Here is a 26,200-nt window from a genome sequence, read left to right as displayed (position 1 = left end):
GTGCGTACGTGCATCGAGCCTAACCCTCGGCACCGACGATGTGCGCGCACCTCTCCCCGCCCGGGTGTCGCGCCCCGCCAGACCGACCCGGAAGTCGACCCCGAGCCCGACCCGTCGCCGCGCCCCCGGCCTCCGAATGCTGAGCAGAGCCACAAGCCTCGTCACCTAGTCTGGAGCCGTCATGAGCACCCACGATCGTCTCGCCGCGCGACGCAGTCGCGTGGCCGCGTCGTGGCTCGTCGGCGTCGTCGCGACGGTCATCGCCGGCGCCGCGCACGCTCTCGGCGGGGGCGGCACGCCGTCGACCGCCGCTCTCGCCACGGCACTCGTGGTGTCCGGCCTGGTGGGCATGTTCGTGATCGGTGCGCGACCTTCGAGCCCGCGCATCCTCATCGGGGTCGCGATCGATCAGGCGATCTTCCACAGCCTGTTCTCGTTCTTCGCCGGCGCTGCCGCCGGCACAGGCGTGGCCAGCTCAGCCGGCGCCCACGCCGCGCACACCGCACCCCTCTCCCTCGCGAGCCCCGCGGTCGCCACGCACGGTGCGGCAAGCCTGCCGATGGCGCTCACCCACGTCGCGGCCGGCGCGGTCGCCTTCCTGCTCGTACGCTTCGGCCTCGACGCGATCACCCGCGTCGTGCGCTCGCTGGCCCTGCGGGTCGCCGCCCTGCTGCGGGATGCTCCCGCCGCCGTGCCGCTGCCCCGCACGCCGCGCCTCGCCCCCGCGGCACTCGTGCTGCCCCGCCTCGGCGGCATCCTTCAGTGCCTCGAACTGCGGCGCGGACCGCCCGCCCTCGCCGCCGTCTAGCGCGGCACCCTCCGCAGACACTCCTTCCGGCGCCTGACCCGCTCACTGCTGTGCCGTCGAGCACATCCGAGCGCGCGCCCACTCACTCTCAGACACTTTCTCTCAGACAAGGACCCACCATGAAGAACCGCACCCGCATCACCGCCGCCGCACTCGCGGGCGGCCTGCTCGCCCTCGCCGCACCGGTCGCCGCCCAGGCGCACGTCTCGGCGACCGCCACGAGCGACGCCGCCGGCTCCTACACCGTCGTCACCTTCTCGGTGCCGCACGGCTGCGAGGGATCGCCCACGCAGGTCGTGACGATCGACATTCCCGAGTCGATCCCGAGCGTCACGCCGAGCATCAACCCGCTGTGGAGCGTCGAAAAGGTCATGGTGCCGCTCGACGAGCCGCTCGAGGCGGCCGAAGGCGCCGAGCCGGTCACGGAGCGCATCGGCCAGATCGTCTACACCTCGACGACGGGCGGCCTGGAGGACGGCTTCCGCGACGCGTTCGAGCTCTCCCTGCGGCTGCCCGACGGGGAGGCCGGCGACACGGTCGAGTTCCCGGTCACGCAGACGTGCGACGAGGGCACTGCTGTGTGGGAGGGCGAGGATGCTCCGCTCGTGACCCTTGCCGCCTCCACGGGCGACGCCCACGGCGGCAGCCACAGCGACGCGGAGGAGACGACCGCGGAGACCGCGGGAACGGAGTCGGAGGCTGTCGCGAGCACCACGCAGCCCGACGTGCTCGCCCGCGTGCTCGGCGCCCTCGGCATCCTCATCGGCGCCGGCGGCATCACCGCGGCGATCCTCACCCGCCGCACCGCGCGCACGACCGCGGGGCAGTAGACGATGCGCCGCGCTTCCGCTCCCCTGGCATCTCTCGGGCTGGGCCTCGCCCTCGTGGCGGGGTCCGCCCTGCCCGCCTCAGCCCACAACGCCGTCGTGTCGACGACGCCCGAGGAGGGCGAGACCCTCACCGAGGTTCCCGAGTTCTTCGTCGTGACGACGAACGAGGCGATGCTCGACGTGGGAGGCGAGGGCGCGGGGTTCGCGATCCAGGTGACCGACGGCAGCGGGCTCTTCTACGGCGACGGCTGCGTCGACGTGGGCGGCCCGTCGATGTCGACACCTGCGGCGCTCGGCGAGGCCGGGGACTACACGATGGCCTTCCAGTACGTCTCGGCCGACGGCCACACTCTGTCCGACACGCTCGAGTTCCGCTACGAGCCCGCAGCGGGCGCGGAGGCGAGCGCCGGTGCGCCGGTGCCGCCCACGTGCGGCGAGGAGCCCGCGGCGGCGAGCGGCGGCGAGGACCCGGCAACCGGCGACGAGTCGGCCGCCGTGCTCGGCACGGTCGCCGTCATCGGCGGCGTGATCGTGCTGCTCGCGGTCGGCGCAGGCGTCGCCGTGTGGCTGGCGCGTCGCCGGCGCGGCTGACTGAGCCGCAGAACGAGGCGAGCCCCGCATCCCGAAATATCCAGGGATGCGGGGCCCGCGCTCGTGGCGACGCCTCGTTACGAGGCGAGGGCCGGCTGGTTCTTGCGGCTCGTGAGCACCTGGTCGATGAGACCGTACTCGAGCGCCTCCTGCGCGATGAGGATCTTGTCGCGGTCGATGTCCTTGTTGACCTCTTCGACCGTCTTGTTGGAGTGCTTCGAGAGAGTCTCCTCCAGCCACTCGCGCAGGCGGGCGATCTCGCGCGCCTGAATCTCGATGTCGCTCGCCTGGCCGCGGCCGGCGTCGCCCGTTGCAGGCTGGTGGATGAGCACGCGCGCGTTGGGCAGAGCGAGGCGCTTGCCCGGTGAGCCCGCCGCGAGCAGCACGGCCGCGGCCGAGGCGGCCTGACCGAGCACGACCGTCTGGATCTCCGGGCGGATGTACTGCATCGTGTCGTAGATCGCCGTCATGGCCGTGAACGAGCCGCCGGGGCTGTTGATGTACATGACGATGTCGCGGTCGGGGTCCTGAGACTCGAGCACGAGCAGCTGCGCCATGACATCGTCGGCCGACGCGTCGTCGACCTGCACGCCGAGGAAGATGATGCGGTCCTCGAAGAGCTTCGCGTACGGGTCCTGCCGCTTGTAGCCGTAGGCGGTGCGCTCCTCGAAGCTGGGGAGGATGTAGCGGCTGCTCGGCATGGCGGGCTGGCCTGCGGAGAAAGTGGGCGTGTCCATGGTGTCCGTATCCGTCCTTTACTTGCCGTGCTCGGTGCCGCCGCCGCCGACGACGTCGCTCGCGGAGGAGCGGATGTGGTCGACGAAGCCGTACTCGAGGGCCTGCTGCGCGCTGAACCAGCGGTCGCGGTCGCCGTCCTTGTTGATCTGCTCGACCGTCTTGCCGGTCTGCTCGGCGGTGATCTCGGCGAGGCGCGTCTTCATGTCGTTGATGAGCTGCGCCTGCGTCTGGATGTCGCTCGAGGTGCCGCCGAAGCCGCCGTGCGGCTGGTGCAGCAGCACGCGCGCGTTGGGCGTGATGTACCGCTTGCCCTTCGTGCCGGAGGTCAGCAGCAGCTGGCCCATCGACGCGGCCATGCCGATGCCGACGGTGACGATGTCGTTGGGAACGAACTGCATCGTGTCGTAGATCGCCATGCCCGCGGTGACCGAGCCGCCGGGCGAGTTGATGTAGAGGTAGATGTCTTTGTCAGGGTCCTCCGCGGCGAGCAAGAGCAGCTTCGCGGCGATCTCGTTGGCATTCTCATCGCGCACCTCTGACCCGAGCCAGATGATGCGGTCTTTGAGCAGTCGGTCAAAAACACTGTTGGGCAGTGTCGGTTCGGCCATGTGGGGAGCTCCTGTTCGTCTCGTGCTTCGAATCTACGCGAGGCGGCCCGCCGCATCCGTCATGTTCGCCGTGGGCAGAGAGCGGCGCGCCTGCGCCGGGTTCGGGATGCACGAGGGGCCCGGCACCTGCGGCGCCGAGCCCCTCGTGACCGCGCTGCGCGCGGAGGTGACTACTAGTGGTCGTGCCCCTCGTGGTCGTCGCCGCTCTCGGCGACGGGCGCGGTCGCGGCCGCCGTGAATGCGGTCAGATCGACGGGCTTGCCCTTCGAGTCGACGACGCTGACCTTGCTGAGGGCGACGGAGAGCGCCTTCGAGCGGGCGACCTCGCCGACCATGCCGGGGATCTGCCCGTTCTGGTCGAGGATCTTGATGAACTCGCCGGGCTCCATGTTGTACTGCTGCGCACCCTGGATGAGGTACTGGGTGAGCTCGTCCTGGCTGACCTTGACCTCCTCCTTCTCGGCGAGAGCGTCGAGGAAGATCTGGTTGCGGAACGTCGTCGTCGTCGACTCGGTGACCTCGGCGCGGTGCGCGTCGTCCTCGAGGCGGTCCTCGTTCTCGAGGTGGCGGTGCACTTCGCCCTCGATGAGCGAGTCCGGAACGGGAATCTCGACCTGCTCGAGCATCGCCGCGAGCAGCTTGTCGCGTGCCTCAGCACCCTGGCCGAACGACTTCTGCTGGGCGAGCTGCGTGCGCAGGTCATCCTTCATCTCGCCGATCGTGTCGAACTGGCTCGCGATCTGCGCGAAGTCATCGTCAGCCTCGGGAAGCTCGCGCTCCTTCACCGACTGGATGGTGACCTCGATCTGCGCCATCTTGCCTTCGTGCTCGCCGCCGAGCAGCTTCGACTCGAACGTGGTCGTCTCGCCCGCGGTGAGCGACTCGACGGCCTCGTCGATGCCCTCGATGAGCTCGCCCGAGCCCACCTCGTAGGAGATGGAGCTGGCGGTGTCGACCGTGTTGCCCTCGACGCTCGCGACGAGGTCGAGCTGCACGAAGTCGCCGGTCGTCGCCGGGCGGTCCACGGTCACGAGCGTGCCGAAGCGGCTGCGCAGGTTCTGCAGCTCCTCCTCGACCTCCTCGTCGCTGACTTCGGTCGCCTCGACCTCGATCGTCATGCCGTCATAGGCGGGGATGTCGAACTCGGGCCGCACGTCGACCTCGACCTCGACCTGCAGGTCGCCGGAGAAGTCCTTCTCGCTCGGCCACTCCTTCACGTCGGCGCTCGGGCGGCCGAGGGCCCGCAAGCCCTGCTCGGCGATCGCGTCGCGGTAGAACTTGTCGAGACCCTCGCTGACAGCGTGGTTGAGCACCTCACCACGACCGACGCGCTGGTCGATGATGGGCGGCGGCACCTTCCCCTTGCGGAAGCCGGGAATCGTCACCGACTCGGCGATGTGCTTATAGGCGTGCTCGATGCTCGGCTTCAGCTCTTCCGGTGTCACCGTGATGGCGAGCTTGACGCGGGTGGGGCTGAGCTTCGTGGCCGTGGACTGAACCAAAAGGATCTCCTGAATGTGTGGACGTCATGTGGGCGTCGTGCGGGCGTGGTCGGGGCGACAGGATTTGAACCTGCGGCCTCCCGCTCCCAAAGCGGGCGCTCTACCAAGCTGAGCTACGCCCCGCGACCGTGACCGTGACCAAGCGCGTCACGACGCAGGTCGCTACGAAAAATGGCCTCGGCAAGTCTAGCCGAGTAGTGGAGGGCTACCGCCGAGCGCTGGGTCGCATGCGTTACGCTGGGCACCAGATACCGAAATACTGGCGGAAACCTGCCAATCTCGGGGCTGTAGCTTAGTGGTAAAGCCTCTGTCTTCCAAACAGATGATGCGAGTTCGATTCTCGTCAGCCCCTCCATCACCAGCCGGCGAAACGCTGGCTAGTCGCGGGTCCAGTTTGCGGTCAGCACCTGGCCGTCGGACTCCTCGGTCGTCGTCGTCGCGAGCGTGTCGACCTGGCAGTCGACCTCGAGGCTGCCACTCCAGGCATCGGTCGCGATCTCGCGCGCCTCGACCTGCACCGACTGACCGTCGATCTCCGCACTGACGGTCGTCGTGAAGTCCTCGCCGGAGGGGTCCATCGCGAAGAGCGTGTCGCCCGACGCGGTCCATGTGCCGCCCTCGACCCCGTCGAAGACGATCTGCACGTCGGCATCCGCGCCGTTGCCCACGACGCGAGCGTCCATCGTGTGCTCGTCGGCGCGCATCTCGTAGGCGCCGTCTGCCGACCAGTCGAGCACCTTCTCGCCCGAGAACGTCGCCGTGCCGCCCGCGAACTCCGGCAGCGACATGACCTCGGCGCCCCACGCCTCGTTGTCGAGAGTCCACGTGCCCACGAGGCAGCCCTCTGCGCGGGCCTGCGGATCGGACTCGTCGAGCCAGTCGGGGCTCGACTCCGCGTCGTCGGTCCCGCCGTTCGAGTCGTCGGGAGTCACGAGCGGTTCGCCGTCCGTGCCGTCGCCGCCCACCCCCGGGCCGACAGGGAAGCACCCGGCGAGGGACGCGATCATCACCCCGCTCAGGAGAGCTGCTGCCGTGGTCGCGCGGCCTGGCCGCGTGCGTCGCGTCGTCATCGAACGTCACCTCAGTCGTCGTATCGCGGCCCTGAACCGGACACGCTAGCAAGGCCGTGCACGGGATGCACGGCCTTGCTGCGACGGATAGCGATGAGTGACCGAAGCCCGCGCGACTACTGCTCGGCGGGCGCAGGCTCGATGATGCCAGGCTCGATCATGCCCGGGTCGATCGGCTCGGGCAGGGCGATGACACCCTCCACGAGAGACACGACCGCGTTCCACCAGCCCTCCGGCTGCTGCATCGCGTAGCCCGGGACGAGCCAGGCGTTGCCCTCGGCATCCCACAGCAGCAGCAGCGTCGCCTCCGCGTCCTCGACCGTCACGGTGACCGTCTCGGGCTCGGGCAGCGGCTCGGGTAGGGGCTCCGGCTCGGTCGGGATCGGCTCGCCCTCGCCGGGCTCGGTCGGTTCGGCCGGCACCGGCTCGCCCACTCCTGGTTCGCCCGGCTCGGAGCCCTCGGGCGACGAGACGGGAGCATCCGCCCCGCCGTCGATCGCGTCGCGCGCGACGCCCGATTCGGCCGCCAGGATGCTGTAGCCGCCCTGGTAGTCGGGGCCGGCGGCGCCGAACCAGCGCCAGTCGCTCAAGCGGTCGACCGCCGCGACCGCCGACACCGTGTCGAAGGTGCCGCGCTCGACGACCTCGATCGCGTGACCGTACGCCCACACGAGCTCACCGGTCTGCGCCGACCACGCGATGCCCCAGTCGAGCGCCGTCGCGACGCCGTCGACCGTCAGGTAGGCGCTCGCCATCGTCTGGTAGGGGTCGACCGTGACGGTGATGTCGCCCGGCGCGACCTCGAGACCCGTCGCCGTGAAGGCCTCGTGCGCGAGCGAGCGCGCCTCCGCCTCGCCGGGTGCGAGCGAATCCTCGAGCCGCGGCTCGACGAACTCGGTCTCGTCGTCACGAGTCACCTGCGGGTAGCCGCCCGGGTTGCTGAACCACCAGTTGGCCGTGCCCACCCACGAGATCGTCACCGACGGCGCCGAGCCGTCCTCCGGCCCGACCACGTAGCTCGGGTACTGCTCGTCGAAGTACTCGGTGCGCTCCGCGGCACCCTCGACGCCGTAGCGCGCCGAGACGTCAGCGAGCACGCTCTCGGGGCTGCCGGTGCGCTGCAGGGCGTACACCGAACCGCGCCCGCCGCTCGTCGACAGCCCGTCACCCGGCAGGTACTCGTAGTCGATCCACTGCGCGATGCGCAGGTCGGCGTCGGCCGACTCCGACGCCGCCGAGAGCGCGCTCGCGGTGCCCGTGCCTGCCGCGGTGAAGAGCGGCTGCGGCGCGAACGGATTCGCGACGACGAGGGCGCCGACCGCGACGGCGGCGACCGCCGAGACGGAGAGGCTCGCGGCTCGCGTCACGCGCCCGTGGTTCACGAGGCGCGGCGCACGCCGGTCAGCTGCGCCGTGCACCACGTCAGGGGACAGGTCAGGCGACACATCGGTGCTGTTCTCGCTCGCGAAGGAGCGGCGCAGACGCTGCGACAGGTTCTCAGAAGAATCGTTCATACCTGGTTTATGTCGCGGCGCCGATGGATCTTTCACCGCGCGGCGCAGTCAGGCAGGGTCAGAATCGCCGGATGCGCCCAGCGCCGCTGCGAGCGACTTCTTCGCGCGATGCAGCCGTACGCTCACGGCGTTCGGCGTGACCCCGAGCGCGACCGCCGCATCCGCGACCGCGAGGTCGTCGAGCACGACGAGGGCGAGCACCTCGCGCTCGGTCGCGCTCAGCGAGGCCCACGCCGCGGCGAGCGCCGGGTCCCCGTCGAGGGCGGCGTCGGCGGCCGGTGCGGAGTCGGGCACGGCGAACCAGCCGAGCACGGAAGCTCGTGCGGCGAGGCGGCGCCGGTGATTCGCGACGAGGTAGCCGGCGATGCGGTACAGCCACGGCAGCTCCTCCCCCGGTGCGACCGCGTCGCGCTTGCGCCACGCGACCGCGAAGACGTCGGCCGCGAGATCGTCGACGTCGTCGCGCTCGACGCGGCGCCGCAGGTAGGCGCTCACCGCCGGCAGGTACTGCTCGTAGAGCGCGGCGAACTGCGCGCGGCTGACCGTCATGCCGCCATTCTGACGACCCCGCACCGCCGGGCGCGACCCAACGTTTTTCGCGTGTCGATCGTCTGCGGCTCCCCCGGGTGGGGCACGCACCCCGCCTCGGCGCGCGCTGCGCGCTGGGGAGGGGTCTGCTGGTGCGGGACGTGGTGCCAGTACGGTGTGCGTATGAGCGACTCCGGTGGCGGCGGCGCACGCCCCGACAGGTTCTGGGCCGGCACGATGCGGTTTCCGCGCACGCCCGCCGACCTGCGGTCGACGAGGACGTGCCCCGCGTGCTTCGCCGTGCTGCGCAGCACGACGTGCGGCACGTGCGGCCTCGACCTCACCCACCCGGCGACGGCCGAGCTCGCCGCGCTCTCGACGCGCATCGCCGATGATCTGGATGCTCGCGCCGACCTCGTCGGGCGCATCCGACGCGAGACGGCGCAGCGCGCAGCGGCGGGGCCGGCCGCGGTCGAGCCGCCGGCCCCAGCGCCGGCACCGGCACCGGCTGCCATGAGCACGACGCCCGCGGCGTCGGCCGCGGCACCGGCTCCGGCACCGGCTCCGGCACCGGCACCGAGCAGCCCCACGCCCGCGCCCACCGCGACCGGACCCACCGGAAAGCGCCGCTCGAGCATCCAGATCGCCCTCGTCGTCGTCGGCATCTCGCTGCTCGCGGTGTTCGCCGTCTTCGGCCTCGTCTACGCCTTCGTGACGTACGGCGAGACCGTGCGCATGCTCATCATCGGCGCCGGCACCCTCGCGACGCTCGCCGCCGCCGCCGTGCTCTCGCGGCGTGGTCTCACCGCGACCGCGGAAGGCATCGCCGCGCTCGGCACGATCGTGCTCGTGCTCGACGCGTGGGCGCTGCGCCTCAATGACCCGGCTGGCCTCGGCTCCCTGCCGGAGCGCGGCTACTGGGGCGTCGCCCTGCTCATCGTCGGGGTCGTCGCCGCCGGCTGGTCGCGCTGGGGGTGCCTGGCGAGCCCGGCCGTCGCCGCCGCGGCGCTGCTGCCGATCGGCGCGGGGCTCGCGACCGCCGAGCTCGTGGTGCAGTTGAGCGCTCCGTTCTCGAGCGACGCCGGGGAGCTGCTCGCCGCCTTCCTGGGCGCGCTCGCCGCGGTCGGCACCGCAGGGCTCTCGGGTGGTGTCGCCTCTCGCCACCGCCCCGCGACCCGTCGGGCCGCGCACATCGTCGCGCGGTCCGTCGGCGCACTCGCCGCGAGCGTCGCGCTCGTCAGTCTCGTCGACCTGCTGCCCGCAGAACGCTTCGCACCGCTGCTCGGCGGCCTCGCGCTCGGTGGTCTCGCCGCCGCGCACCTCGCCCCGCTCGCGCTCGAGTCAGGCGAGCGCCGCCGCGCGCTCGACAGCCTCACGGCCGCCGCGCTCGGAGCCGGCAGCGCCCTCGCGGTGCTCGTGGGCGTGCTCGCGACGACGCTGCGCGTCGACCAGGATCGCGCGACCGTCAGCATGCCCCTGCTCGCCGCGGTGGTGATCGCCGTCGTCGGCGAGCAGCTGTGGCGCCGCTCGAGTGTGCCCGGCGTCTGGCGCACCGGGTTCGCGAGCGGCACGATCGCGGCCGCCGTGGCGGCAGTTATCGCGGCCGCCCTCGCGGGCCTCGTCGCCGCATCGGCGTTCGCGGAGGCCGCGACCGCGGGCATCCGCGTGCTGCCCGGCTCCGTCAGCGGAGCCGTCGCGACGCCCGAGCCCGCCGTGCTCGCGGCTCTGGGCGCGCTCGCCCTCAGTGCGGGCCTGCTCGCGGCGAGCTGGGCGAGCGTGGGTCGCCTGCGGTCGCGCGCTCGCGCGCTCGGCCCCGCACTCGCCGTCATCATCGTGCTCGCCGTGCCGCTCGCAGGCCCCTGGTGGCTCGTCATGCTGCTGCTCGCCGTACTGTCGGTCGGCGGCGTCGTAGCGCTCCGAGCGGGTCTGCCCGCGGCGAGCGACGACGACCGAGGCGCGCTTGTGGCCACGCTCGCCCCCCTCATCATCGGTTCTGCGTTCGGCGCCTTCGCGATCGGCTGGGCGGTGCAGCGCGGCTGGATGCTCGGGCTCACGATCGCGCTCCTGGCCATGCTGCTCGCCCGCACCACGATCGCGCACCGGTGGGTGCGCGGGCTCAGCCTCGGTGTCGCGGCCGCCCTCGTGGTCGGCGTCGCGGGCGCGGTCGAGTCGGAGCTGACGCGTGTCGGTCTCGACTGGGGCGTGTCGACCGTCGCCCTGCTGCTCGCCACGGTGCTCCTGCTGGCCGTCGCGCTCGGGCGCCTCGAGCCCGTCGAGCGCCTCGCCGCGGGGGGCGTGGCCCTCGCAGGTGCTCTGCTCGCACTCGCGCTCGACCCCGAGGCCGCGGTGCCGTACGTCGCGGCAATCGCCGCGCTGCTCGGCGCGCTGACCGTGCTCGGCGCGCGCGGCCACCGCATCGAGCAGTGGGCGGCGCGCATCGCCATCCCTCTCGTCGTCGTGCGGGGCGGCATCGCCCTCGCCGACGACCGCGGTCTGGCCGACCTCACGCTCCCGCTCGCCCTCTCGACCCTCGTCATCGTTGCGGCGATCGCCCTCGCCGTGAGCGGGAGACAGCGAGAGGATGCCCGGCTGCGGCTCGCGACCGACATCGCCATCGGCGCCGTCGGTGCCACGGTGCTCGCGCTCGCGCTGCTCGACCTCGCCGAGACTGCCCCCGCGTCGGCGGCCCTCGCCCTGCTCGTCGCCGCCGCCGTGACAGTGCTCACGGCGACGAGCGCCGGCGGGCTCGTGGGGTCGTCGAGCCCGCGGCGCCACCTCGGCTGGCTCGCGGTCGCCCTCGCGACCGCGGCGCTGTGGACGCTGCTGCTCGACTCCGAGTTCACCCGGCTCGAGGCCTTCGTGCTGCCCGTCTCGGGCGCCCTACTGCTCATCGCCGCGCTCATCGCCCGCGCCGGTCGCGGCACCACGGCGGGCGTCGCGATCGTCGCGAGCGCGGCCCTAGGCCTCGCACTCCTGCCGCTCGCCGCCGTGAGCGGCGTCGATGAGCCCTGGCGCCTCATCGTCGTCGGTGCTCTCGGAGCGGTGCTCGCGGTGCTGCCGCTGACGATCGGGCACCGACTCGACGCGGCCTTCCGCGGGCTCGCCCTCGGTATGGTCGTCGTCGGGCTCGGCAGCGTCGCGCTCGTGGCGGCCGCACAGGTCGTGCGCCTGGGAGAGCTCCTGGGCTCGGCCGGCGGAGCGGCACTCCCCGCTCTCGAGCAGGTGCGCATCGTGCTGCTCGTCGCCGTACTCGCAGCGCTCGCCCTCCTCGCGTGGTTCGCCGCCGCGACCCGCACGCGGCTCGCGGTCGCCGCGACCGCTGCTGGGCTCGCGGCCGCCGTCGCCGCGCTCGCCGGCGTGCTCAACGCCGTGCAGCCTGTCGAGCTCGTGAGCGTGCCGCTCGCGTTCGCGTTGCTCGGCATCGGCACGCTGCAGCTGGGCCGGGAGGAGAGGGCCCGCAGCTGGCCGTGGCTCGGGCCGGGCATCCTCGCTCTGCTCGTTCCCTCCCTGCTCGCGATCGATGGCGCCGGCGAACCGCTGTGGCGCGCGATCGCCCTCGGCGCGGTCGCTGCTCTCGTGTTCGTGCTCGCCCTGCAGCGACGACTGCAGGCGCCCTTCGTACTCGGCGGTACCGTGCTGCTCACGCACCTGCTCGTGCAGTCCTGGCCGTTGCTGGAGCAGGTCGGCCGCGCGGTCGAGTGGTGGATCTGGCTGGGCCTCGCGGGCATCGTCGTCGTGCTGCTCGCCGCCCGCTACGAGCGCCGCGTGCAGAACGTGCGTGCCGTCGCGCGCCGCATCGCCGACCTGCGCTGACGGGCCTCGACCTGCGCTGACCGGCGTCGCCCTGCCCTTACCGGCGTGGCCGGGCGGCGAACCTGAACGCCGCCTGACGGTGGAATGGATGCACTCAGGGCGCTGTTCTACGGTGAGACAGCACACGACCCCTACACAAGGAGGAGTTTCCATGACCACCGTCGCCGACGCCCCCAAGGGCGCGAAGGATCCCGCCCTCACCTCTGGAGTCGCCCAGTACTTCACCCCCATCGTCATCGACCTGACCGCCCTCTCCCTCGAGGGCAAGCAGGCGCACTGGCACGTGCGGGGCAGCAACTTCCAGCCCGTGCACGAGCTGCTCGACACGCTCGTCGAGCACACGCGCGAGTGGACCGACCTCGCGGCCGAGCGCGTCGCCGCCCTCGGACTGCCGCTCGACGCGCGCACCGCCACGATCGCGCAGAAGGCGACCGTGCCCGGCGTCACGGCCGGCTTTCAGAAGACCGACGTGCTCATCGCCGACATCATCGCGGGCATCGACGCGACGCTCGTGAGCCTGCGCGCCGCGATCGAGGGTCTCGAGGAGATCGACCCGGTCAGCCAGGACATCGCGATCGCGATCACGAACGGTCTCGAGCAGGACCGCTGGTTCCTCTACTCGCACATCGCCGAGTAGCGCCGCTGCCGCGCGAGCGCGGCGGCCGGGTTCGTCGGTTCAGAGCTCGACAACCTCGATCGGCGTGCGCACCGTGTCGATGATGCTGAACGTCACGCGCCCACCGAGCAGCGTGAGCGCCACCGGCATCGTGCGCAGCAGCGCTTCGTCCGCCTCGAGCGGGTCGAACTCGACGGCGATGAGATCGGCGGGCTCGCCGACCTCGACGCGCGTGCGCGTCGAGCATCCGATCGCTTCCACGACGCTGATGCACTGCTCGGGGTGGAACGGCTCGCGATGGTCGCGCGTGCGCGTCGTCGCGGCCGCGATCGCCCGCCACGGGTCGAGGTTCGCCACGGGAGCATCCGAGCCGAGCACGACGTGGGCGCCGGCGTCGATGAGCGAGCGCACGGCGAACGCACGCTGGGTGCGACCGCGCCAGTAGTGAGCCGCGACATCCCGATCATCGAGAAGGTGCTCGGGCTGCACGCTCGCCGTGACCCCGAGAGCGGCGAACCGCGGCACATCGGCCTCGTGCACGAGTTGCGCGTGCTCGATGCGCCCCCCGCCGCCGAGCGCGGCGAAGGCGTCGAGCGCCAGGCGATTGGCCGCGTCGCCGATCGCGTGCACCGTCGCCGCGAGCCCCGCGTCGCGGGCCTTCACGAGCATCGGCTGCAGGTCGCACGGCGGCACGAGCAGTCGCCCGTACGGGTTCGGCGCCTCCTCGGGGTAGGGGTCGCAGCAGTACGCCGTGCGCGTGTTGAGCGAGCCGTCGGTGATGACCTTGAGCGGGCCGACCGAGACCGTGCCTCCCACGCTGTCGCCCGTGCGCAGCCCGGCCTCGATCGCCCGATCCAGGTCGTCCGGGTAGATGCCGAACTCGACGCGCAGGGTGTCGAAGCCTTCGGCGACGCGCCGCTGCCAGTCGGCGTGGTTCCAGCGCATCTCCAGATCGACGATGCCGACGACGCCGCGGGCTGCCGCGTCGGCCGCGGCCTGCGCGACCCAGCGGTCGAGCTCTTCGTTCGTGGAGGCGTCGATCATCGCCGTGACCGCGAAAGCCTCCTCCTCGCGGAGGATGCCATCGGGCGAGTCGAAGCCGTAGCGCTCGAGCGCGAGAGTGTTGAGCCACGCGCAGTGCACGTCACCGCTGATGAGAACGACGGGCCGGTCGGGCACGACAGTGTCGAGCAGCTCCGCCGTCGGCTCGTCCGGCCACAGGCCGTCGCGGAAGCCGCCGCCGATGATGACCGACTCGTCCTCGAACTCGCCGTGCACGATCGCCGAGCGCACGATCGCGACCGCCTCGGCGGCCGTCTCGGCACCGGAGAGGTCGAGACGGGTGAGGTGCTGCGCCCACTGCGTGAAGTGCACGTGCTCGTCCCACAGGCCGGGCAGCAGCCAGCGCCCCTCGACGTCGACCGCCTCGCCCTCGGCGAAGTCGCGTGCAGCGACCGTGCCCGCGGGTGCGATGCTCGCAATGACGCCGTCGACGATCGTGACGTCGATCGGGTCGTGACCGCCCAGCGGTCGCGCGTTAAGAATCGCGCGGATCATGCACTGTCCTCTCTGGCCGGTCTCGGGAGATCGTCACGTGGCGTTCCGCGACGACACTACCCGCACGCGTGGGGTCGCCCGCGCCATCGCTGAGTGCCCGCTCCAGAGTCACTGCTGGCACGACGGGCAGTAGTAGAGCTTGCGGGCCGCGGCGAGCTCGAGCACGACGTGCGTGCCGCAGTTGCGGCATGGCAGGCCCTCCCGCTTGTAGACCCAGTGCCGGTCGGCGCGGCTGCGGCGGGCTCGCCGCTGGGCATCCTCGTCGAGGCCGTCCATCGTGAGCATCTGGCCCGTCTCGACGCCGACGCCGAGCAGGTACCGCCAGTCGCGCCACAGCTCGCGAATGACGTCCTCCGGCAGGCTCGCGCCGGGCGTGTGCGGGTCGAGCCGCGCCCGGAACAGCAACTCGGCGCGATAAACGTTGCCGATGCCGCTCACGACCGACTGATCCATGAGCAGCAGGCCGATCGGCACGCGGCGACGGCGCACGCGCTCGAGCATGCGCTCCTCCCCTTCGTCGGGGTCGTCCACAAGAGGGTCGGGCCCCAGACGGTCGATGACCTCCTGCACGGCGGCGGCATCCAGCACTTCGCACGCCGTCGGGCCGCGCAGGTCGGCGACCGCACGCTCGGTGAGCAGGCGCACGCGCACCTGACCGACGGGCTCGGCGGGGAACGACTCGAGCGCCTCCGTCGAGCTCGACTCCTCGCCCATGCGCAGGCGGGCGCGGCGCGGCGCCCCGATCGAGGCGAGCGAATCCTCGTGCTCGCCGACGACGGTGCCCGGAGCATCCTCGTCGTCATCGACGACGCCGTGCTGGCCCGTCTGGCCCATGCGGCCGCGCGCCGACCGCGTGACCGGATCCTGCTCGATCGAGCCGGCGAAATCCCACGCCCCGTAGATGCCGAGGTGCACGCGCAGGTAGAGCGCCTCGTCGAACTCGAGGAACAGCTGCTTGCCGACTGCGCGCGAGGCCGTCATCGTGCGGCCATCCAGGAGCCCCGCTCCCTCGACGAACCGGCCCTGCGGAGAGCTCGTGCTCACGCGCTCGCCTACGAAGTGCCGCGCGAACTGCAGCGCGATGCGATGAACGGAATGACCCTCGGGCACGGCGGCGTCAGTGGATCTCGTGGCCGGCGATCGCGCCCGTCGACTCGTACTCGGCGAGCTGCGCGATGCGGCGCGCGTGACGCTCCTCACCGGGGAACGGTGTCGCGACGAAGACATCGATCAGGCGCAAAACCTCGTCGACGGCGTGCTGGCGCGCGCCCACCGCGATGACGTTCGCGTCGTTGTGCTCGCGCGCGAGGCTCGCCGTCGCCTCGCTCCAGACGAGCGCGGCCCGGATGCCCTGCACCTTGTTCGCCGCGATCTGCTCGCCGTTGCCCGACCCGCCGAAGACGACGCCGAGCGCCTCCACCCCGGCCGCCTGGTCGCGCGCGACGGCGCGGGCGGCATTGATGCAGAAGCTCGGGTAGTCGTCGAGAGCGTCGTATTCGACCGGCCCGTGGTCGACGACCTCGTGCCCCTGCGCCGCGACGTGGGCGCGCACCGTGGCACTGAGCTCGAGGCCGGCGTGATCGGTGGCGACGTGGATGCGCATGGCCTCGATTCTAGGCCGGGACGAAAGGCCCTGGACGCGCGAGGGCAGGGGTGACACCGTGGGGCGCATCGAGACGAAAGGAGTCACCTCATGACTCGCACCTACGTCATCACCGGCGCGGCGAGCGGCATCGGCGCCGCACTCGCCGAGCTTCTGCGCGGCCAGGGCCACACCATCATCGGGGTCGACCTGCACGACGCCGACGTCACCGCCGACCTCACCACGCACGAGGGCCGCGACGCCCTCGTGGCCGAGGTCACGCGGCTCAGCGGCGGCACGATCGACGCCGTTGTCGCCAACGCGGGGCTCGCGACGGAATCCGTCGCAACCGTCGCCGTGAACTACTTCGGCGCCATCGCGACACTCGAGGGGCTGCGCCCGCTGCTGGCGGGCTCGGATGCTCCGCGAGCGGTGGCCACGGCATCCATGGCCTCGCTCTTCCCCGTCGACGACGAGCTCGTCGATGCGTGCCTCGCGCACGACGAGAAGGCCGCGCTGCACCGCACGCAAGAGCTCCTCGACGCCGAGCAAGGTGCGCTCATCTATGGCTCGACCAAGCGGGCGCTCGTGCGCTGGATTCGCCAGAACGCGGCGACAAGCGACTGGGCGGGGGCGGGCATTCCGCTCAACGCGGTCGCGCCGGGCGTCATCCGCACGCCCATGACGGCCGACCTGACGGCGACCGAGGAGGCGACGAAGGGCCTGCTCGAGATGGTGCCGATGCCGCTCAACGGCATCGCCGAACCGGCGGCAGTGTCGAACCTGCTCGCCTACCTCGTGAGTGTCGAGAACACCCACCTGTGCGGTCAGATCGTCTTCGTCGACGGAGGCAGCGACGTCGTCATCCGGGGGGATTCGACGTTCTAGAGCTCCGTCAGAGGGACGGATGCTGACCACCGCTGGCCGATCGGGATATTGGCCGGCGCTAGTTGGCGCACGAACGGGGCGCTACGCGATGTAGATCTTGCGCAGCGTCTCGTGCACCTCCCACTCGGTCTCCTCGCCGTCCTCGAGACGGCCGACCGTGCCGGCGACGAGCTCAGACTCGCTGCCGTCCTCGCGTCGCAGGGTCGCGTGACCGCTGAGCACGACGAACACCTCGTCGACCTCGACATCGGTCACGATGCCGGGGGTGATTTCCCACACCCCGATCTCGATGTCGTCGAGCTCGGCGAGCGCCGCGATACCGGTCGTCGGGCTGCCCGAGACGACCTGATCGGCGTCGACGGGCTCGTGCTCGAGCTCGATGGACAGTGCCTGCAGCACGGTCGCGGCGTCGAGCGGTAGACGGGTCACGAATCGAACCCTAGCCCTACTGCGTCGAGCGTGCGAAGGAAAAGATTGCGGCGACCCTCGCGGTGGTCGGCGCGGTCGAGCGCCCAGCGCACCGACTGCACCGCCGGATAGGTCGCGGGCTCGGGCGGGAACGGCAGCGGCAGCTCGTTCACCATGCGCAAAGAGGTGCGTTCGGTCTGCTCGCCGGCCAGTTGGTCGAGCATGACGTTGGCGGCGAACCGCGTCGCGGCGACCCCGAGGCCCGTGAAGCCCGCCGAGTACGCGACGCGCCCCCCGTGCGCGGTCGCGTGGAACGCGCAGAACCGGCTGGAGGTGTCGATGACGCCCGCCCAGCGGTGGCTGAACCGCACGCCCTCGAGCTGCGGGAAGGTCGTGAAGAAGTGGCTCGCGAGCGTCTCGAAGCTCTCGCGGCGGTCGTCGTACGCGGGCCTGATACGCCCACCGAAGTGGTAGATGGCGTCGTAACCGCCCCACAGGATGCGATTGTCGGCGCTCAGCCGGTAGTAGTGGAACTGATTGGCGCTGTCGGCGATGCCTTGCCGCCCCTCCCACCCGATCGAGGCGAGCTGCGCGTCGGTCAGGGGCTCCGTCATGAGCACGTAGTCGTACACGGGCACGGTGTGCAGACGGTAGCGCTTGAGGAGGGAGGGGAAGGCGTTGGTCGCGAGCGCGACACGGTCGGCACGCAGAACCCCTCCGGCGAGGATGCTCAGCTCGACCCCGTCTGCCTCCGCACGCAGACCACCGACGGCGGAGTGCTCGAACACCTCGACGCCGGCATCGAGGCACGCTCGCAGCAGCGCGTCGGCGAGCTTGCCGGGGTGCACGAGCGCAGTGTCGCGCGTCGACCACAGCCCGCCCTCGTAGGTGGGCGAGTGCACCTGCTCGCGCATGGCGGCGTCGTCGTAGAACCGCTCGGTCTCGCCGTCGTGCGCCGCGGCGAGCTCGGCCACCTGGTACGGCTCGGTCGCGACGGCGAAGGAGCCGACGCGCTCGAAGTCGCAGGCCCAGGCCCGATCGCGCACGGTGCTCTCTATCGCGTCGAGGTTCTCCATGCCGAGGCGGTCAAGCGTCTCGAGCTCGGTGGGGAACCGCGCCTCGCCGTTCTTCTCGCCGTGGGTGAGGCTCGCCTCGACGAAGCCGCCGTTGCGGCCGCTCGCCGCCCAGCCGACGCGTTTGCCCTCGACGAGCACGACGCGCGTGCTCGGGTCGCGCTCCTTCGCGAGCAGGGCCGTCCAGAGCCCCGTGTAGCCGCCGCCGACGATCGCGAGGTCGGCATGCACCCTCCCGTCGAGGGTCGGCAGCGCCGGCCGTTCTGGCAGGTCCTCGAGCCAGAACGGGGAGAGTCGCGAGCCCTCGAGGGCATCGGCGATGAGGCGGGCATCGGGGCGGGCGCGCTCGAAGACTGTCGTGGCCATGCCTCTATCGTCGCACGCGTTGTCCACCTGGACAACACAGTGCTGGGCGGGATGCTCCCCCGGCGCCGACCTAGACTTACACCCGTGCCGCCCCTGCAGAACCGGCCGCGCGCGCTCGACGAGGTGCGCCGCCCCGAGACCACGGAGCAGGAGTGGGCCCGCTTCACCGCCCGCGTCGAGCGCGAGCTGCCCCGCCTGACCAGCCTCTTCACGCGCGTCTACGGCGACTCAGACCGCACGAACCAGCACCTGACGGCCTTGCTCGTGCAGCTCGCCGAGTCCTGGCAGGAGCGCCCCGCCGACTTGCGTGCGCTCGACGCGACCCGCGAGGAGGACCCCGACTGGTTCCTCGCGGGCCGCATGCTCGGGGGCGTCTGCTACGTGGACCGGTACGCGACCGATCTCGAGGGCGTGCGCGCGCGCATCCCGTACTTCCGCGAACTGGGCCTCACCTACCTGCACCTCATGCCGCTCTTCCTGGCCCCCGAGGAGAACAGCGACGGAGGCTACGCGGTGTCGAGCTACCGCGAGGTGAGCCCCGCACTCGGGGACATGGCGCAGCTCACGGCGCTCGCGGCCGACCTGCGCGCGAACGGCATCGCCCTCGTCGTCGACTTCATCTTCAACCACACCTCGAACGAGCACGAGTGGGCGCAGCGCGCGCTCGCCGGCGAGAAGGAGTTCGAGGACTACTACTGGATCTTCCCCGACCGCACGATGCCCGACCAGTACGAGCAGACGGTTCGCGAGATCTTCCCCGACGACCACCCCGGCTCGTTCGTCCCGATGCCGGACGGCAGCGGGCGCTGGGTGTGGGCGACCTTCCACTCCTTCCAGTGGGACCTCAACTACTCCAACCCCGCGGTGTTCAGGGCCATGGCGGGCGAAATGCTCTTCCTCGCCAACCAGGGTGTCGAGATTCTGCGCATGGACGCGGTCGCCTTCATCTGGAAGCAGCTCGGCACGAGCAGCGAATCCCTGCCCGAAGCGCACCTGCTGCTGCAGGCCTTCAACGCCGTGTGCCGCATCGCCGCGCCCGCGCTGCTGTTCAAGTCGGAGGCCATCGTGCACCCCGACCAGGTCGCCGAATACATCTCGCTCGAGGAGTGCCAACTCAGCTACAACCCCCTGCAGATGGCGCTCATCTGGAACTCGCTCGCGACGCGCGACGGCCGTCTGCTGCAGCAGGCGCTCGACCGCCGGCACGCCCTGCCACCGGGCACGGCGTGGGTCAACTACGTGCGCAGCCACGACGACATCGGATGGACCTTCGCCGATGAGGACGCCGCCGAGCTCGGCATCGACGGCTTCGAGCACCGGCGCTTCCTCAACAACTTCTACGTCGGGCGGTTCCCCGGCAGCTTCGCCCGCGGCATCCCCTTCCAGGACAACCCGGCCACGGGCGACTGCCGCATCTCGGGCACGACGGCATCCCTCGCGGGCCTCGAGATCGGCGATGCTGGCGGGCTCGACCGCATCCTGCTCGCCCACTCGATCGTGCTCTCGACCGGCGGCGTGCCCCTGCTCTACCTCGGCGACGAGGTCGGGCAGCTCAACGACCCCGACTGGGCCGAGGAACCGGGCCACGCGGAGGACAGCCGCTGGGCGCACCGCCCCCACTACCCCGCCGACCGCTACGCGCAGCGGCTGAACCCGACGACCGAACCCGGGATGCTCTACTCGCGTCTGCGGGCCCTCATCGAGCTGCGCGCCCGCACGCCGGAGTTCGCCGGCGGCACCCTCATCGGCTTCGACGCGAAGGTGCCGAGCGTCGTGGGGTACCAACGGCCGGGGTCGCACGAGGGCGTCGACACCCTCGTGGTGTGCTTCGCGAACGTCGGCGACGAGCCCGCCCGCATCGACCCGCTCACGCTCTCAGGGCTGCCCTCGAGCGCGCTCGACGTGCTCACCGGCGAGCGCCTCGACCTCCGTCGCGGGCTCACGATCGCGGCCCACGGGTTCACGTGGCTGCGCGTCGCGCTCGAGCCCGCCGAGACTGCCCCCATCAGCGGCCCCGACGGTACGCGCCGCTAGGCTGGGCCGGTGCGGCCACGAACCGCGCATCGCCCTGCAGCCGAAGGAGGCCACACCCGTGCCCGGAGACAACCTGACCCGCGCCGAAGCGCACGAGCGCAAGAGCATTCTCGAGACCGAGAGCTACCAGGTCGCCCTCGACCTCACGACCGGGGACGAGGTGTTCCGCTCGACGTCGACGGTCACGTTCACCGCGACGGCCGGCACGAGTACGTTCATCGACGCGATCACCCGCACCGTGCACAGCGTCGAGCTCAACGGCGAGCAGCTCGACCCCAGCGAGGTCGCCGACGGCACGCGCATCCAGTTGCCGAATCTCGCCGAGCACAACGTTCTCACCGTCGTCGCCGACCACGAGTACACCAACACAGGCGAGGGCCTGCACCGCTTCGTCGACCCCGTCGACGGCGAGGTCTACCTCTATTCGCAGTTCGAGGTGCCTGACAGCCGCCGCGTCTTCGCGGTCTTCGAGCAGCCCGACCTCAAAGCCACCTTCCACTTCACCGTCACGGCGCCGCAGAACTGGGTCGTCGTGTCGAACTATCCCGTCGCCACGCGTACCGAAGCCGGCGACGCGGCGACGACCGTCTTCGAGCCGACCCAGCCCGTCTCGAGCTACATCACCGCCGTCATCGCAGGCCCCTACGAGAGCGTCCACAGTGAGCTCGTCAGCAGCGACGGCCGCACCATCCCGCTCGGCATCTACGCGCGCGCCTCGCTCTTCGAGTACCTCGACGCCGACTACATCTTCGACATCACGCGCAAGGGCTTCGTCTACTACGAAGAGCAGTTCGGTGTGCCGTACCCGTTCGACAAGTACGACCAGCTCTTCGTGCCCGAGTTCAACGCGGGCGCGATGGAGAACGCCGGCGCGGTGACGTTCACCGAGACCTATGTCTTCCGCAGCAAGGTCACCGACGCGATCAAGGAGCGCCGCGTCGTCACGATCCTCCACGAGCTCGCCCACATGTGGTTCGGCGACCTCGTGACCATGAAGTGGTGGAACGACCTGTGGCTCAACGAGTCGTTCGCCGAGTGGGCGTCGACGATCGCGACCGCCGAGGCCACCGAGTGGACCGAGGCGTGGACGACGTTCCAGGCCATGGAGAAGAGCTGGGCATACAAGCAGGATCAGCTGCCCTCCACCCACCCCGTCGTCGCGACCATCAATGACCTCGAGGACGTGCAGGTCAACTTCGACGGCATCACCTACGCCAAGGGCGGCAGCGTGCTCAAGCAGCTCGTCGCGTGGGTCGGCCGCGAGGCCTTCTTCGACGGGGTCTCCGCGTACTTCCAGAAGCACGCCTGGGGCAACACCGAGCTCAAGGACCTCCTCACCGAGCTCGAGACGACGAGCGGGCGCGAGCTCGGCTCATGGAGCACGCAGTGGCTCGAGACCGCGGGCGTCAACACCCTGCGCCCCGAGCTCGAGGTCGACGCTGACGGCACCATCACGAGCTTCGCCGTGCTGCAGAGCGCGGCAGATGACTACCCGACGATCCGCCCGCACCGCATGGCCATCGGCTTCTACGAGCTGCAGGATGGTGCGCTCACGCGCACACACCGCCACGAGCTCGACGTCGATGGCGAGCGCACCGAGGTGCCCGAGCTCGTCGGCCGCGCGCGCCCCGCACTCGTCCTCCTCAACGACGACGACCTGGCCTACGCGAAGATCCGCCTCGATGAGGCCTCCCTCGCCGTCGCGATCGAGCACCTCGCGGCGATCGAGAGCCCGCTTGCCCGCGCGCTCGTGTGGGGCGCGGCATGGGATGCCACGCGCGATGCCGAGACTCCGGCGCGCGACTACGTGCGCCTCGTGCTGAACAACATCGCGACCGAGACCGAGTCGACGACCATTCGCACGACCCTCATGCAGCTCGCCGCGGTCGCGCGCACCTACGTCGAGCCGACGACGCGTGCGGCGACGATCGAGGAGGTCGCCGACGCGCTGTGGCAGCTCGCCCAGGGCGCCGAGGCCGGCAGTGACGCGCAGTTCCAGTTCGTGCAGTACTTCGCGAACCTCGCGGCGACGCCCGCGCACGGCGAGGTGCTCGCCGGTCTGCGCGACGGTTCGATCACCCTGCCGGGGCTCGAGATCGACACCGACCTCGACTGGCTGCTGCTCGAGGGCCTCGCGCTCGTGGGCGCGGCGACGGGCGACGACATCGACGCGGCGCTCGCGAAGGACAACACATCGAACGGCCAGCAGGCCGCCACGCGCGCTCGTGCAGCCCTGCCCGATGCCGCGAGCAAGCGCGCGATCTTCGACCACCTCGTGAGCGACGACAGCATGCCCAACGCGATCGTGCGCATGACGTGCCTCGGCTGGCAGCACGCCAACGACCCGAGTGCGTTCGAGAGCATCGTCGAGCCGTACTTCGCCTCGCTCACGTCGATCTGGAACGACCGCAGCTACAAGATCGCCGAGTACCTCGTGCTCGGCCTCTACCCGGCCGCCCTCGCGAACCAGACGCTCGTCGAGGCGACTCGGGCGTGGCTCGACGCGAACCCGGGCATCCCGGCCCTGCGTCGGCTCGTGACAGAGAACCTCGCCGGCGTCGAGCGGGCGATCGCGGCGCAGGAGCGCGACGCGCGCGGCTGAGCTCTCTGACCGGCCTGAGTAGGCTGAGCGGCACATGAACGACATCGACTGGGCCAGTGTCTGGCAGAACCTCGTCAGCTTCGCCGTCACCTACGAGGCTCCGCTGCGCATCATCGCTGTCATCGTTGGCGCCGTGATCTTGCGGTGGATCCTGCTCATCGTGATCGGTCGCGTCGTCGATCGGGTCGTGTACGGCGTCAAGAAGGCTCAGAACGTCGAGCACACGACCGAGATCTCTGCCTCGCCGCTGCACGCCGTGCGCGTCGTCCAGCGCACGCGCACGATGGGCAGCGTCATGCGCAACCTCGTCACGTGGGCGATCGTCTCGGTCGCCTTCGTGCTCGTGCTCAGCGAGCTCAACTTCTCGGTCACGGCGCTCATCGCCTCGGCGGGCATTCTCGGCGCCGCGCTGGGCTTCGGCGCGCAGAGCGTCGTCAAAGACATGCTCAACGGGCTGTTCATGGTGTTCGAAGACCAGCTGGGCGTCGGCGACATCGTCGATCTCGGCGAGGCGATCGGTGTCGTCGAGAATGTCGGCGTGCGGGTGACCCAGGTGCGCGATGTCAACGGCACGCTGTGGTTCGTGCGCAACGGCGAGATCCTGCGCGTCGGCAACAAGTCGCAGGGCTGGGCGCGCGTCATCATCGATCTGCCCGTGCCGTACACGAGCGACGTGCACGCCGTCGAGGACGTCCTGCTGACGACGGCCATCGCGATGTCCGACGACCCGGTATGGAAGCGCAAGGTGCTCGAGACCCCCGAGATCTGGGGTATCGAGTCGATCTCTGCGGAAGCCCTCGTCGTTCGGCTCGTCATGAAGGTGCGCACCGCCGACCAGTTCGAGATCGCGCGTGAGCTGCGGCTGCGCCTCAAGCTCGCGCTCGACGACATGGGTGTGAGCCTGCCCGCGCTCAACCGCGTCGTCATGGACGGCCTCGACCGCACAGCCCCGCGCAAGGGCTCCCCGCGCACGAAGCCCGTCCCGCTGCCCGACGACGAGTCGCGCTCGTGAGCCCCTCCTCGATCCCCGTCGGCCCGCCGGATCCGTTCTTCGAGCAGGTGGGCGGCCACGCGACGTTCGAGAAGCTCGTGCGGCGCTTCTACGAAGGCATCCGGGAGGACGAGGTGCTGAGGCCCATGTACCCCGACGATGACCTGGAGGGCGCCGTGTGGCGCCTCACCGCGTTCCTCGAGCAGTACTGGGGCGGGCCGACCACCTACAGCGAGCAGCGCGGCCACCCACGGTTGCGGATGCGCCACGCGTCGTTCCACGTCAACCCGGAGGCGCGCGACCGGTGGCTCGCCCACATGCGGGTCGCGGTCGACGAGCTCGAGCTCTCCCCGATGCACGAGGCCGCCCTGTGGGAGTATCTGGAGCGCGCCGCGCACGCCATGGTCAACACCTTCGAGGAGACTCCGTGACCGGACGCTCCGACGCGATCGTCATCGGCGCGGGCCTCGCCGGGCTCGTGGCCGCCGCCGAGCTCGTGGAGGCCGGCAAGCGCGTCACGATCGTCGACCAGGAGCCCGAGGCGACGTTCGGCGGGCAGGCGTGGTGGTCGTTCGGCGGGGTGTTCCTCGTCGACAGCCCCGAGCAGCGACGGATGGGCATCCGGGACTCGATCGAGCTCGCCCAGCAGGACTGGGCCGCCACGGCCGGATTCGACCGACCGGAGGACGACCACGCCCGGCAGTGGGCCGAGTCGTACCTCGACTTCGCCGCGGGCGAGAAGAGGTCGTGGCTGCGTGCGAAGGGCGTGCGGTTCTTCCCCGTCGTCGGCTGGGCCGAGCGCGGCGGCGACACCGCCACGGGGCCCGGCAACTCGGTGCCGCGCTTCCACATCGTGTGGGGCACCGGCCCGGGAATCCTCGAACCGTTCATCCAGGCCGTGCGCCGCGGCGTCGACGAGGGTCTCGTGACGCTCCTCTTCCGGCACCGCGTCGACGCCCTCACCGTCACCGACGGTCGCGTGACCGGCACGAGCGGCAGCGTGCTCGCCCCCGACGACGCCGAGCGCGGCGTCGCCTCGAACCGCGACGTCGTCGGCGACTTCGCCCTCACCGCCGACGCGGTCGTCGTCGCCACGGGCGGCATCGGCGGCAACCACGACCTCGTGCGCGCGGCGTGGCCCGAGCGGCTCGGCACTCCCCCGGCGCACATGATCAGCGGGGTGCCGGCGCACGTCGACGGGCGCGGGCTCGGCATCGCCGAGACGGCCGGCGCGCGCCTGATCAACGGCGACCGCATGTGGCACTACGTGGAGGGCATCCAGAACCACAGCCCCGTGTGGGAGCGCCACGGCATTCGCATCCTGCCCGGCCCCTCGAGCCTGTGGCTCGACGCGACCGGGCGCCGGCTGCCCGCACCGCTCTTCCCGGGCTTCGACACCCTCGGCACCCTCGACTACCTGCGGCACACCGGCTACGACCACAGCTGGTTCGTCACGACGCAGTCGATCATCGAGAAGGAGTTCGCGCTCAGTGGCAGCGAGCAGAACCCCGATCTCACGGGCCGCAGCGTGCGCGAGCTGCTGCGCCAGCGGCTCGGCAAGGGCGCGACGGAGCCCGTCGAAGCGTTCAAGCGGCTCGGTGCCGACTTCATCGTCGCCGACACGAAGGACGAGCTCATCGAGCGCATGCGCGCCCTCGAACCGGATGCCCCGCTCGACGGTGCCCGCGTGTGCCACGAGATCGAGGCGCGTGATCGGATGCTCGACAACGGGTTCGGCAAAGACGCCCAGCTCACGGCGATCCGCGGTGCTCGGGCCTACCGGGGCGACAAGCTCATCCGCGTCGCCGCGCCGCACCGCCTGAGCGACCCGAAGCACGGCCCGCTCATCGCCGTGCGGCTGCACGTGCTCACGCGCAAGAGCCTCGGCGGCATCCAGACCGACCTCGACTCACGCGCGCTCACGACCAGCGGCGAGGTGCTGCCCGGCCTGTACGCGGTCGGTGAGGCGGCGGGCTTCGGCGGCGGCGGCGTGCACGGCTATCGCTCCCTCGAGGGCACCTTCCTCGGCGGGTGCCTGCACTCGGGCCTGCGCGCGGGCCGCGCGATCGCGCGCCTCTAAC

General features: G+C 71.1%; 22 protein-coding genes and 2 tRNA genes. 12 read left to right on the top strand and 12 right to left on the bottom strand.

Translation table 11 applies throughout. From position 1 onward, the window contains the following. The first annotated feature begins 181 nt into the window (after window positions 1-181). From FK219_RS09135 to FK219_RS09125, 3 genes are all read left to right on the top strand, one after another. On the top strand, window positions 182-808 hold the full coding sequence (locus tag FK219_RS09135; RefSeq protein ID WP_152583807.1) for a hypothetical protein: 627 nt from the start codon (window positions 182-184) through the stop codon (window positions 806-808). Between the two features lie 119 nt (window positions 809-927). After that, window positions 928-1,638: a YcnI family copper-binding membrane protein gene (locus FK219_RS09130; RefSeq protein ID WP_152583806.1), complete on the top strand. Its 711-nt coding sequence runs from the start codon at window positions 928-930 to the stop codon at window positions 1,636-1,638. A 3-nt stretch (window positions 1,639-1,641) separates the two neighbouring features. Beyond that, entirely contained in the window at window positions 1,642-2,229 is a 588-nt protein-coding gene (locus FK219_RS09125) for a copper resistance CopC family protein (RefSeq protein ID WP_152583805.1), read from the top strand. A gap of 77 nt (window positions 2,230-2,306) precedes the next feature. On the opposite strand, the gene FK219_RS09120 is transcribed toward FK219_RS09125, so the two are convergent. The 4 genes from FK219_RS09120 to FK219_RS09105 form a co-directional block, all read right to left on the bottom strand. Continuing rightward, complete coding sequence (locus FK219_RS09120) at window positions 2,307-2,966, bottom strand: ATP-dependent Clp protease proteolytic subunit (RefSeq protein WP_152583804.1); 660 nt, start codon at window positions 2,964-2,966, stop codon at window positions 2,307-2,309. Window positions 2,967-2,984: 18 nt separating this feature from the next. Continuing rightward, a complete protein-coding gene (locus tag FK219_RS09115) occupies window positions 2,985-3,575 on the bottom strand; it encodes an ATP-dependent Clp protease proteolytic subunit (RefSeq protein ID WP_152583803.1) in 591 nt (196 codons plus the stop codon). 173 nt (window positions 3,576-3,748) lie between these two features. Further along, window positions 3,749-5,077: a trigger factor gene (tig, locus tag FK219_RS09110; protein WP_152583802.1), complete on the bottom strand. Its 1,329-nt coding sequence runs from the start codon at window positions 5,075-5,077 to the stop codon at window positions 3,749-3,751. A gap of 46 nt (window positions 5,078-5,123) precedes the next feature. Beyond that, window positions 5,124-5,200, bottom strand: a tRNA-Pro gene (locus tag FK219_RS09105). Window positions 5,201-5,358: 158 nt separating this feature from the next. Between FK219_RS09105 and FK219_RS09100 the strand changes: the two genes are divergently transcribed. After that, window positions 5,359-5,432: transfer RNA gene (locus FK219_RS09100), tRNA-Gly, on the top strand. 22 nt (window positions 5,433-5,454) lie between these two features. On the opposite strand, the gene FK219_RS09095 is transcribed toward FK219_RS09100, so the two are convergent. The 3 genes from FK219_RS09095 to FK219_RS09085 all read right to left on the bottom strand — a co-directional run bounded on the left by FK219_RS09095 (window position 5,455) and on the right by FK219_RS09085 (window position 8,210). Further along, window positions 5,455-6,147 (bottom strand): hypothetical protein, encoded by a 693-nt coding sequence (locus FK219_RS09095; RefSeq protein WP_165638094.1) that lies wholly within the window; start codon window positions 6,145-6,147, stop codon window positions 5,455-5,457. Between the two features lie 116 nt (window positions 6,148-6,263). After that, entirely contained in the window at window positions 6,264-7,661 is a 1,398-nt protein-coding gene (locus FK219_RS09090) for a hypothetical protein (protein ID WP_152583801.1), read from the bottom strand. A gap of 48 nt (window positions 7,662-7,709) precedes the next feature. Beyond that, window positions 7,710-8,210 (bottom strand): sigma-70 family RNA polymerase sigma factor, encoded by a 501-nt coding sequence (locus tag FK219_RS09085; RefSeq protein ID WP_165638093.1) that lies wholly within the window; start codon window positions 8,208-8,210, stop codon window positions 7,710-7,712. 162 nt (window positions 8,211-8,372) lie between these two features. Here FK219_RS09085 and FK219_RS09080 point away from each other — a divergent pair, with 162 nt between their 5' ends. Both FK219_RS09080 and FK219_RS09075 read left to right on the top strand, forming a co-directional pair. Continuing rightward, a complete protein-coding gene (locus FK219_RS09080) occupies window positions 8,373-12,002 on the top strand; it encodes an SCO7613 C-terminal domain-containing membrane protein (RefSeq protein WP_165638088.1) in 3,630 nt (1,209 codons plus the stop codon). A gap of 151 nt (window positions 12,003-12,153) precedes the next feature. Next, complete coding sequence (locus FK219_RS09075) at window positions 12,154-12,639, top strand: Dps family protein (RefSeq protein ID WP_152583798.1); 486 nt, start codon at window positions 12,154-12,156, stop codon at window positions 12,637-12,639. A 39-nt stretch (window positions 12,640-12,678) separates the two neighbouring features. On the opposite strand, the gene FK219_RS09070 is transcribed toward FK219_RS09075, so the two are convergent. The 3 genes from FK219_RS09070 to FK219_RS09060 form a co-directional block, all read right to left on the bottom strand. Continuing rightward, a complete protein-coding gene (locus FK219_RS09070; protein ID WP_152583797.1) occupies window positions 12,679-14,175 on the bottom strand; it encodes an amidohydrolase in 1,497 nt (498 codons plus the stop codon). Window positions 14,176-14,283: 108 nt separating this feature from the next. Further along, window positions 14,284-15,285, bottom strand: coding sequence for an Fpg/Nei family DNA glycosylase (locus FK219_RS09065; protein ID WP_152583796.1), 1,002 nt, complete (start codon window positions 15,283-15,285; stop codon window positions 14,284-14,286). A 7-nt stretch (window positions 15,286-15,292) separates the two neighbouring features. Beyond that, on the bottom strand, window positions 15,293-15,778 hold the full coding sequence (locus FK219_RS09060; protein WP_152583795.1) for a ribose-5-phosphate isomerase: 486 nt from the start codon (window positions 15,776-15,778) through the stop codon (window positions 15,293-15,295). A gap of 90 nt (window positions 15,779-15,868) precedes the next feature. On the opposite strand from FK219_RS09060, the gene FK219_RS09055 reads away from it, so the two are divergent. Continuing rightward, window positions 15,869-16,645: an SDR family oxidoreductase gene (locus tag FK219_RS09055; protein WP_152583794.1), complete on the top strand. Its 777-nt coding sequence runs from the start codon at window positions 15,869-15,871 to the stop codon at window positions 16,643-16,645. A gap of 81 nt (window positions 16,646-16,726) precedes the next feature. Here FK219_RS09055 and FK219_RS09050 read toward each other — a convergent pair whose 3' ends face one another. Together FK219_RS09050 and FK219_RS09045 are read right to left on the bottom strand one after the other, a co-directional pair. After that, window positions 16,727-17,074 (bottom strand): cupin domain-containing protein, encoded by a 348-nt coding sequence (locus FK219_RS09050; protein ID WP_152583793.1) that lies wholly within the window; start codon window positions 17,072-17,074, stop codon window positions 16,727-16,729. Further along, window positions 17,071-18,492, bottom strand: coding sequence for an NAD(P)/FAD-dependent oxidoreductase (locus FK219_RS09045; protein ID WP_152583792.1), 1,422 nt, complete (start codon window positions 18,490-18,492; stop codon window positions 17,071-17,073). The genes FK219_RS09050 and FK219_RS09045 overlap by 4 nt, the downstream gene beginning before the upstream one ends. A gap of 123 nt (window positions 18,493-18,615) precedes the next feature. Here FK219_RS09045 and FK219_RS09040 point away from each other — a divergent pair, with 123 nt between their 5' ends. The 5 genes from FK219_RS09040 to FK219_RS09020 are packed head-to-tail and all read left to right on the top strand — an operon-like array spanning window position 18,616 to window position 26,199. Then, a complete protein-coding gene (locus FK219_RS09040) occupies window positions 18,616-20,526 on the top strand; it encodes an alpha-amylase family protein (RefSeq protein ID WP_328821661.1) in 1,911 nt (636 codons plus the stop codon). 58 nt (window positions 20,527-20,584) lie between these two features. Further along, window positions 20,585-23,128 carry an aminopeptidase N gene (pepN, locus tag FK219_RS09035; protein WP_152583790.1) on the top strand — a complete coding sequence of 848 codons (2,544 nt, stop codon included), beginning with the start codon at window positions 20,585-20,587 and terminating at the stop codon, window positions 23,126-23,128. A gap of 34 nt (window positions 23,129-23,162) precedes the next feature. Continuing rightward, window positions 23,163-24,140, top strand: coding sequence for a mechanosensitive ion channel family protein (locus FK219_RS09030; RefSeq protein ID WP_152583789.1), 978 nt, complete (start codon window positions 23,163-23,165; stop codon window positions 24,138-24,140). After that, window positions 24,137-24,550, top strand: a complete 414-nt coding sequence (locus FK219_RS09025) for a globin (protein WP_165638092.1) — start codon at window positions 24,137-24,139, stop codon at window positions 24,548-24,550. Before FK219_RS09030 ends, FK219_RS09025 begins: the two co-directional genes overlap by 4 nt. After that, the gene (locus tag FK219_RS09020) at window positions 24,547-26,199 is read left to right on the top strand and encodes an FAD-binding dehydrogenase (protein ID WP_152583788.1); all 1,653 of its coding nucleotides are present in this window, start codon (window positions 24,547-24,549) and stop codon (window positions 26,197-26,199) included. The genes FK219_RS09025 and FK219_RS09020 overlap by 4 nt, the downstream gene beginning before the upstream one ends. Window position 26,200 lies beyond the last annotated feature (1 nt).

It is taken from the genome of Microcella pacifica, assembly GCF_009371975.2.
Taxonomy (GTDB): Bacteria; Actinomycetota; Actinomycetes; order Actinomycetales; family Microbacteriaceae; genus Microcella; species Microcella pacifica.
Note: the sequence above shows the minus strand (reverse complement) of the source record. Positions and strands in the feature narration are given on the sequence as shown.

Bases quoted from the DNA above. Each gene is read 5' to 3' on its own strand.
- FK219_RS09090 (WP_152583801.1), bottom strand. From the start codon at position 7,661: ATGAACGATTCTTCTGAGAACCTGTCGCAGCGTCTGCGCCGCTCCTTC.
- FK219_RS09115 (WP_152583803.1), bottom strand. From the start codon at position 3,575: ATGGCCGAACCGACACTGCCCAACAGTGTTTTTGACCGACTGCTCAAA.
- FK219_RS09030 (WP_152583789.1), top strand. From the start codon at position 23,163: ATGAACGACATCGACTGGGCCAGTGTCTGGCAGAACCTCGTCAGCTTC.
- FK219_RS09070 (WP_152583797.1), bottom strand. From the start codon at position 14,175: ATGATCCGCGCGATTCTTAACGCGCGACCGCTGGGCGGTCACGACCCG.
- FK219_RS09085 (WP_165638093.1), bottom strand. From the start codon at position 8,210: ATGACGGTCAGCCGCGCGCAGTTCGCCGCGCTCTACGAGCAGTACCTG.
- FK219_RS09130 (WP_152583806.1), top strand. From the start codon at position 928: ATGAAGAACCGCACCCGCATCACCGCCGCCGCACTCGCGGGCGGCCTG.
- FK219_RS09125 (WP_152583805.1), top strand. From the start codon at position 1,642: ATGCGCCGCGCTTCCGCTCCCCTGGCATCTCTCGGGCTGGGCCTCGCC.
- FK219_RS09045 (WP_152583792.1), bottom strand. From the start codon at position 18,492: ATGGCCACGACAGTCTTCGAGCGCGCCCGCCCCGATGCCCGCCTCATC.
- FK219_RS09080 (WP_165638088.1), top strand. From the start codon at position 8,373: ATGAGCGACTCCGGTGGCGGCGGCGCACGCCCCGACAGGTTCTGGGCC.
- FK219_RS09120 (WP_152583804.1), bottom strand. From the start codon at position 2,966: ATGGACACGCCCACTTTCTCCGCAGGCCAGCCCGCCATGCCGAGCAGC.
- FK219_RS09075 (WP_152583798.1), top strand. From the start codon at position 12,154: ATGACCACCGTCGCCGACGCCCCCAAGGGCGCGAAGGATCCCGCCCTC.
- FK219_RS09055 (WP_152583794.1), top strand. From the start codon at position 15,869: ATGACTCGCACCTACGTCATCACCGGCGCGGCGAGCGGCATCGGCGCC.
- FK219_RS09060 (WP_152583795.1), bottom strand. From the start codon at position 15,778: ATGCGCATCCACGTCGCCACCGATCACGCCGGCCTCGAGCTCAGTGCC.
- FK219_RS09135 (WP_152583807.1), top strand. From the start codon at position 182: ATGAGCACCCACGATCGTCTCGCCGCGCGACGCAGTCGCGTGGCCGCG.
- FK219_RS09095 (WP_165638094.1), bottom strand. From the start codon at position 6,147: ATGACGACGCGACGCACGCGGCCAGGCCGCGCGACCACGGCAGCAGCT.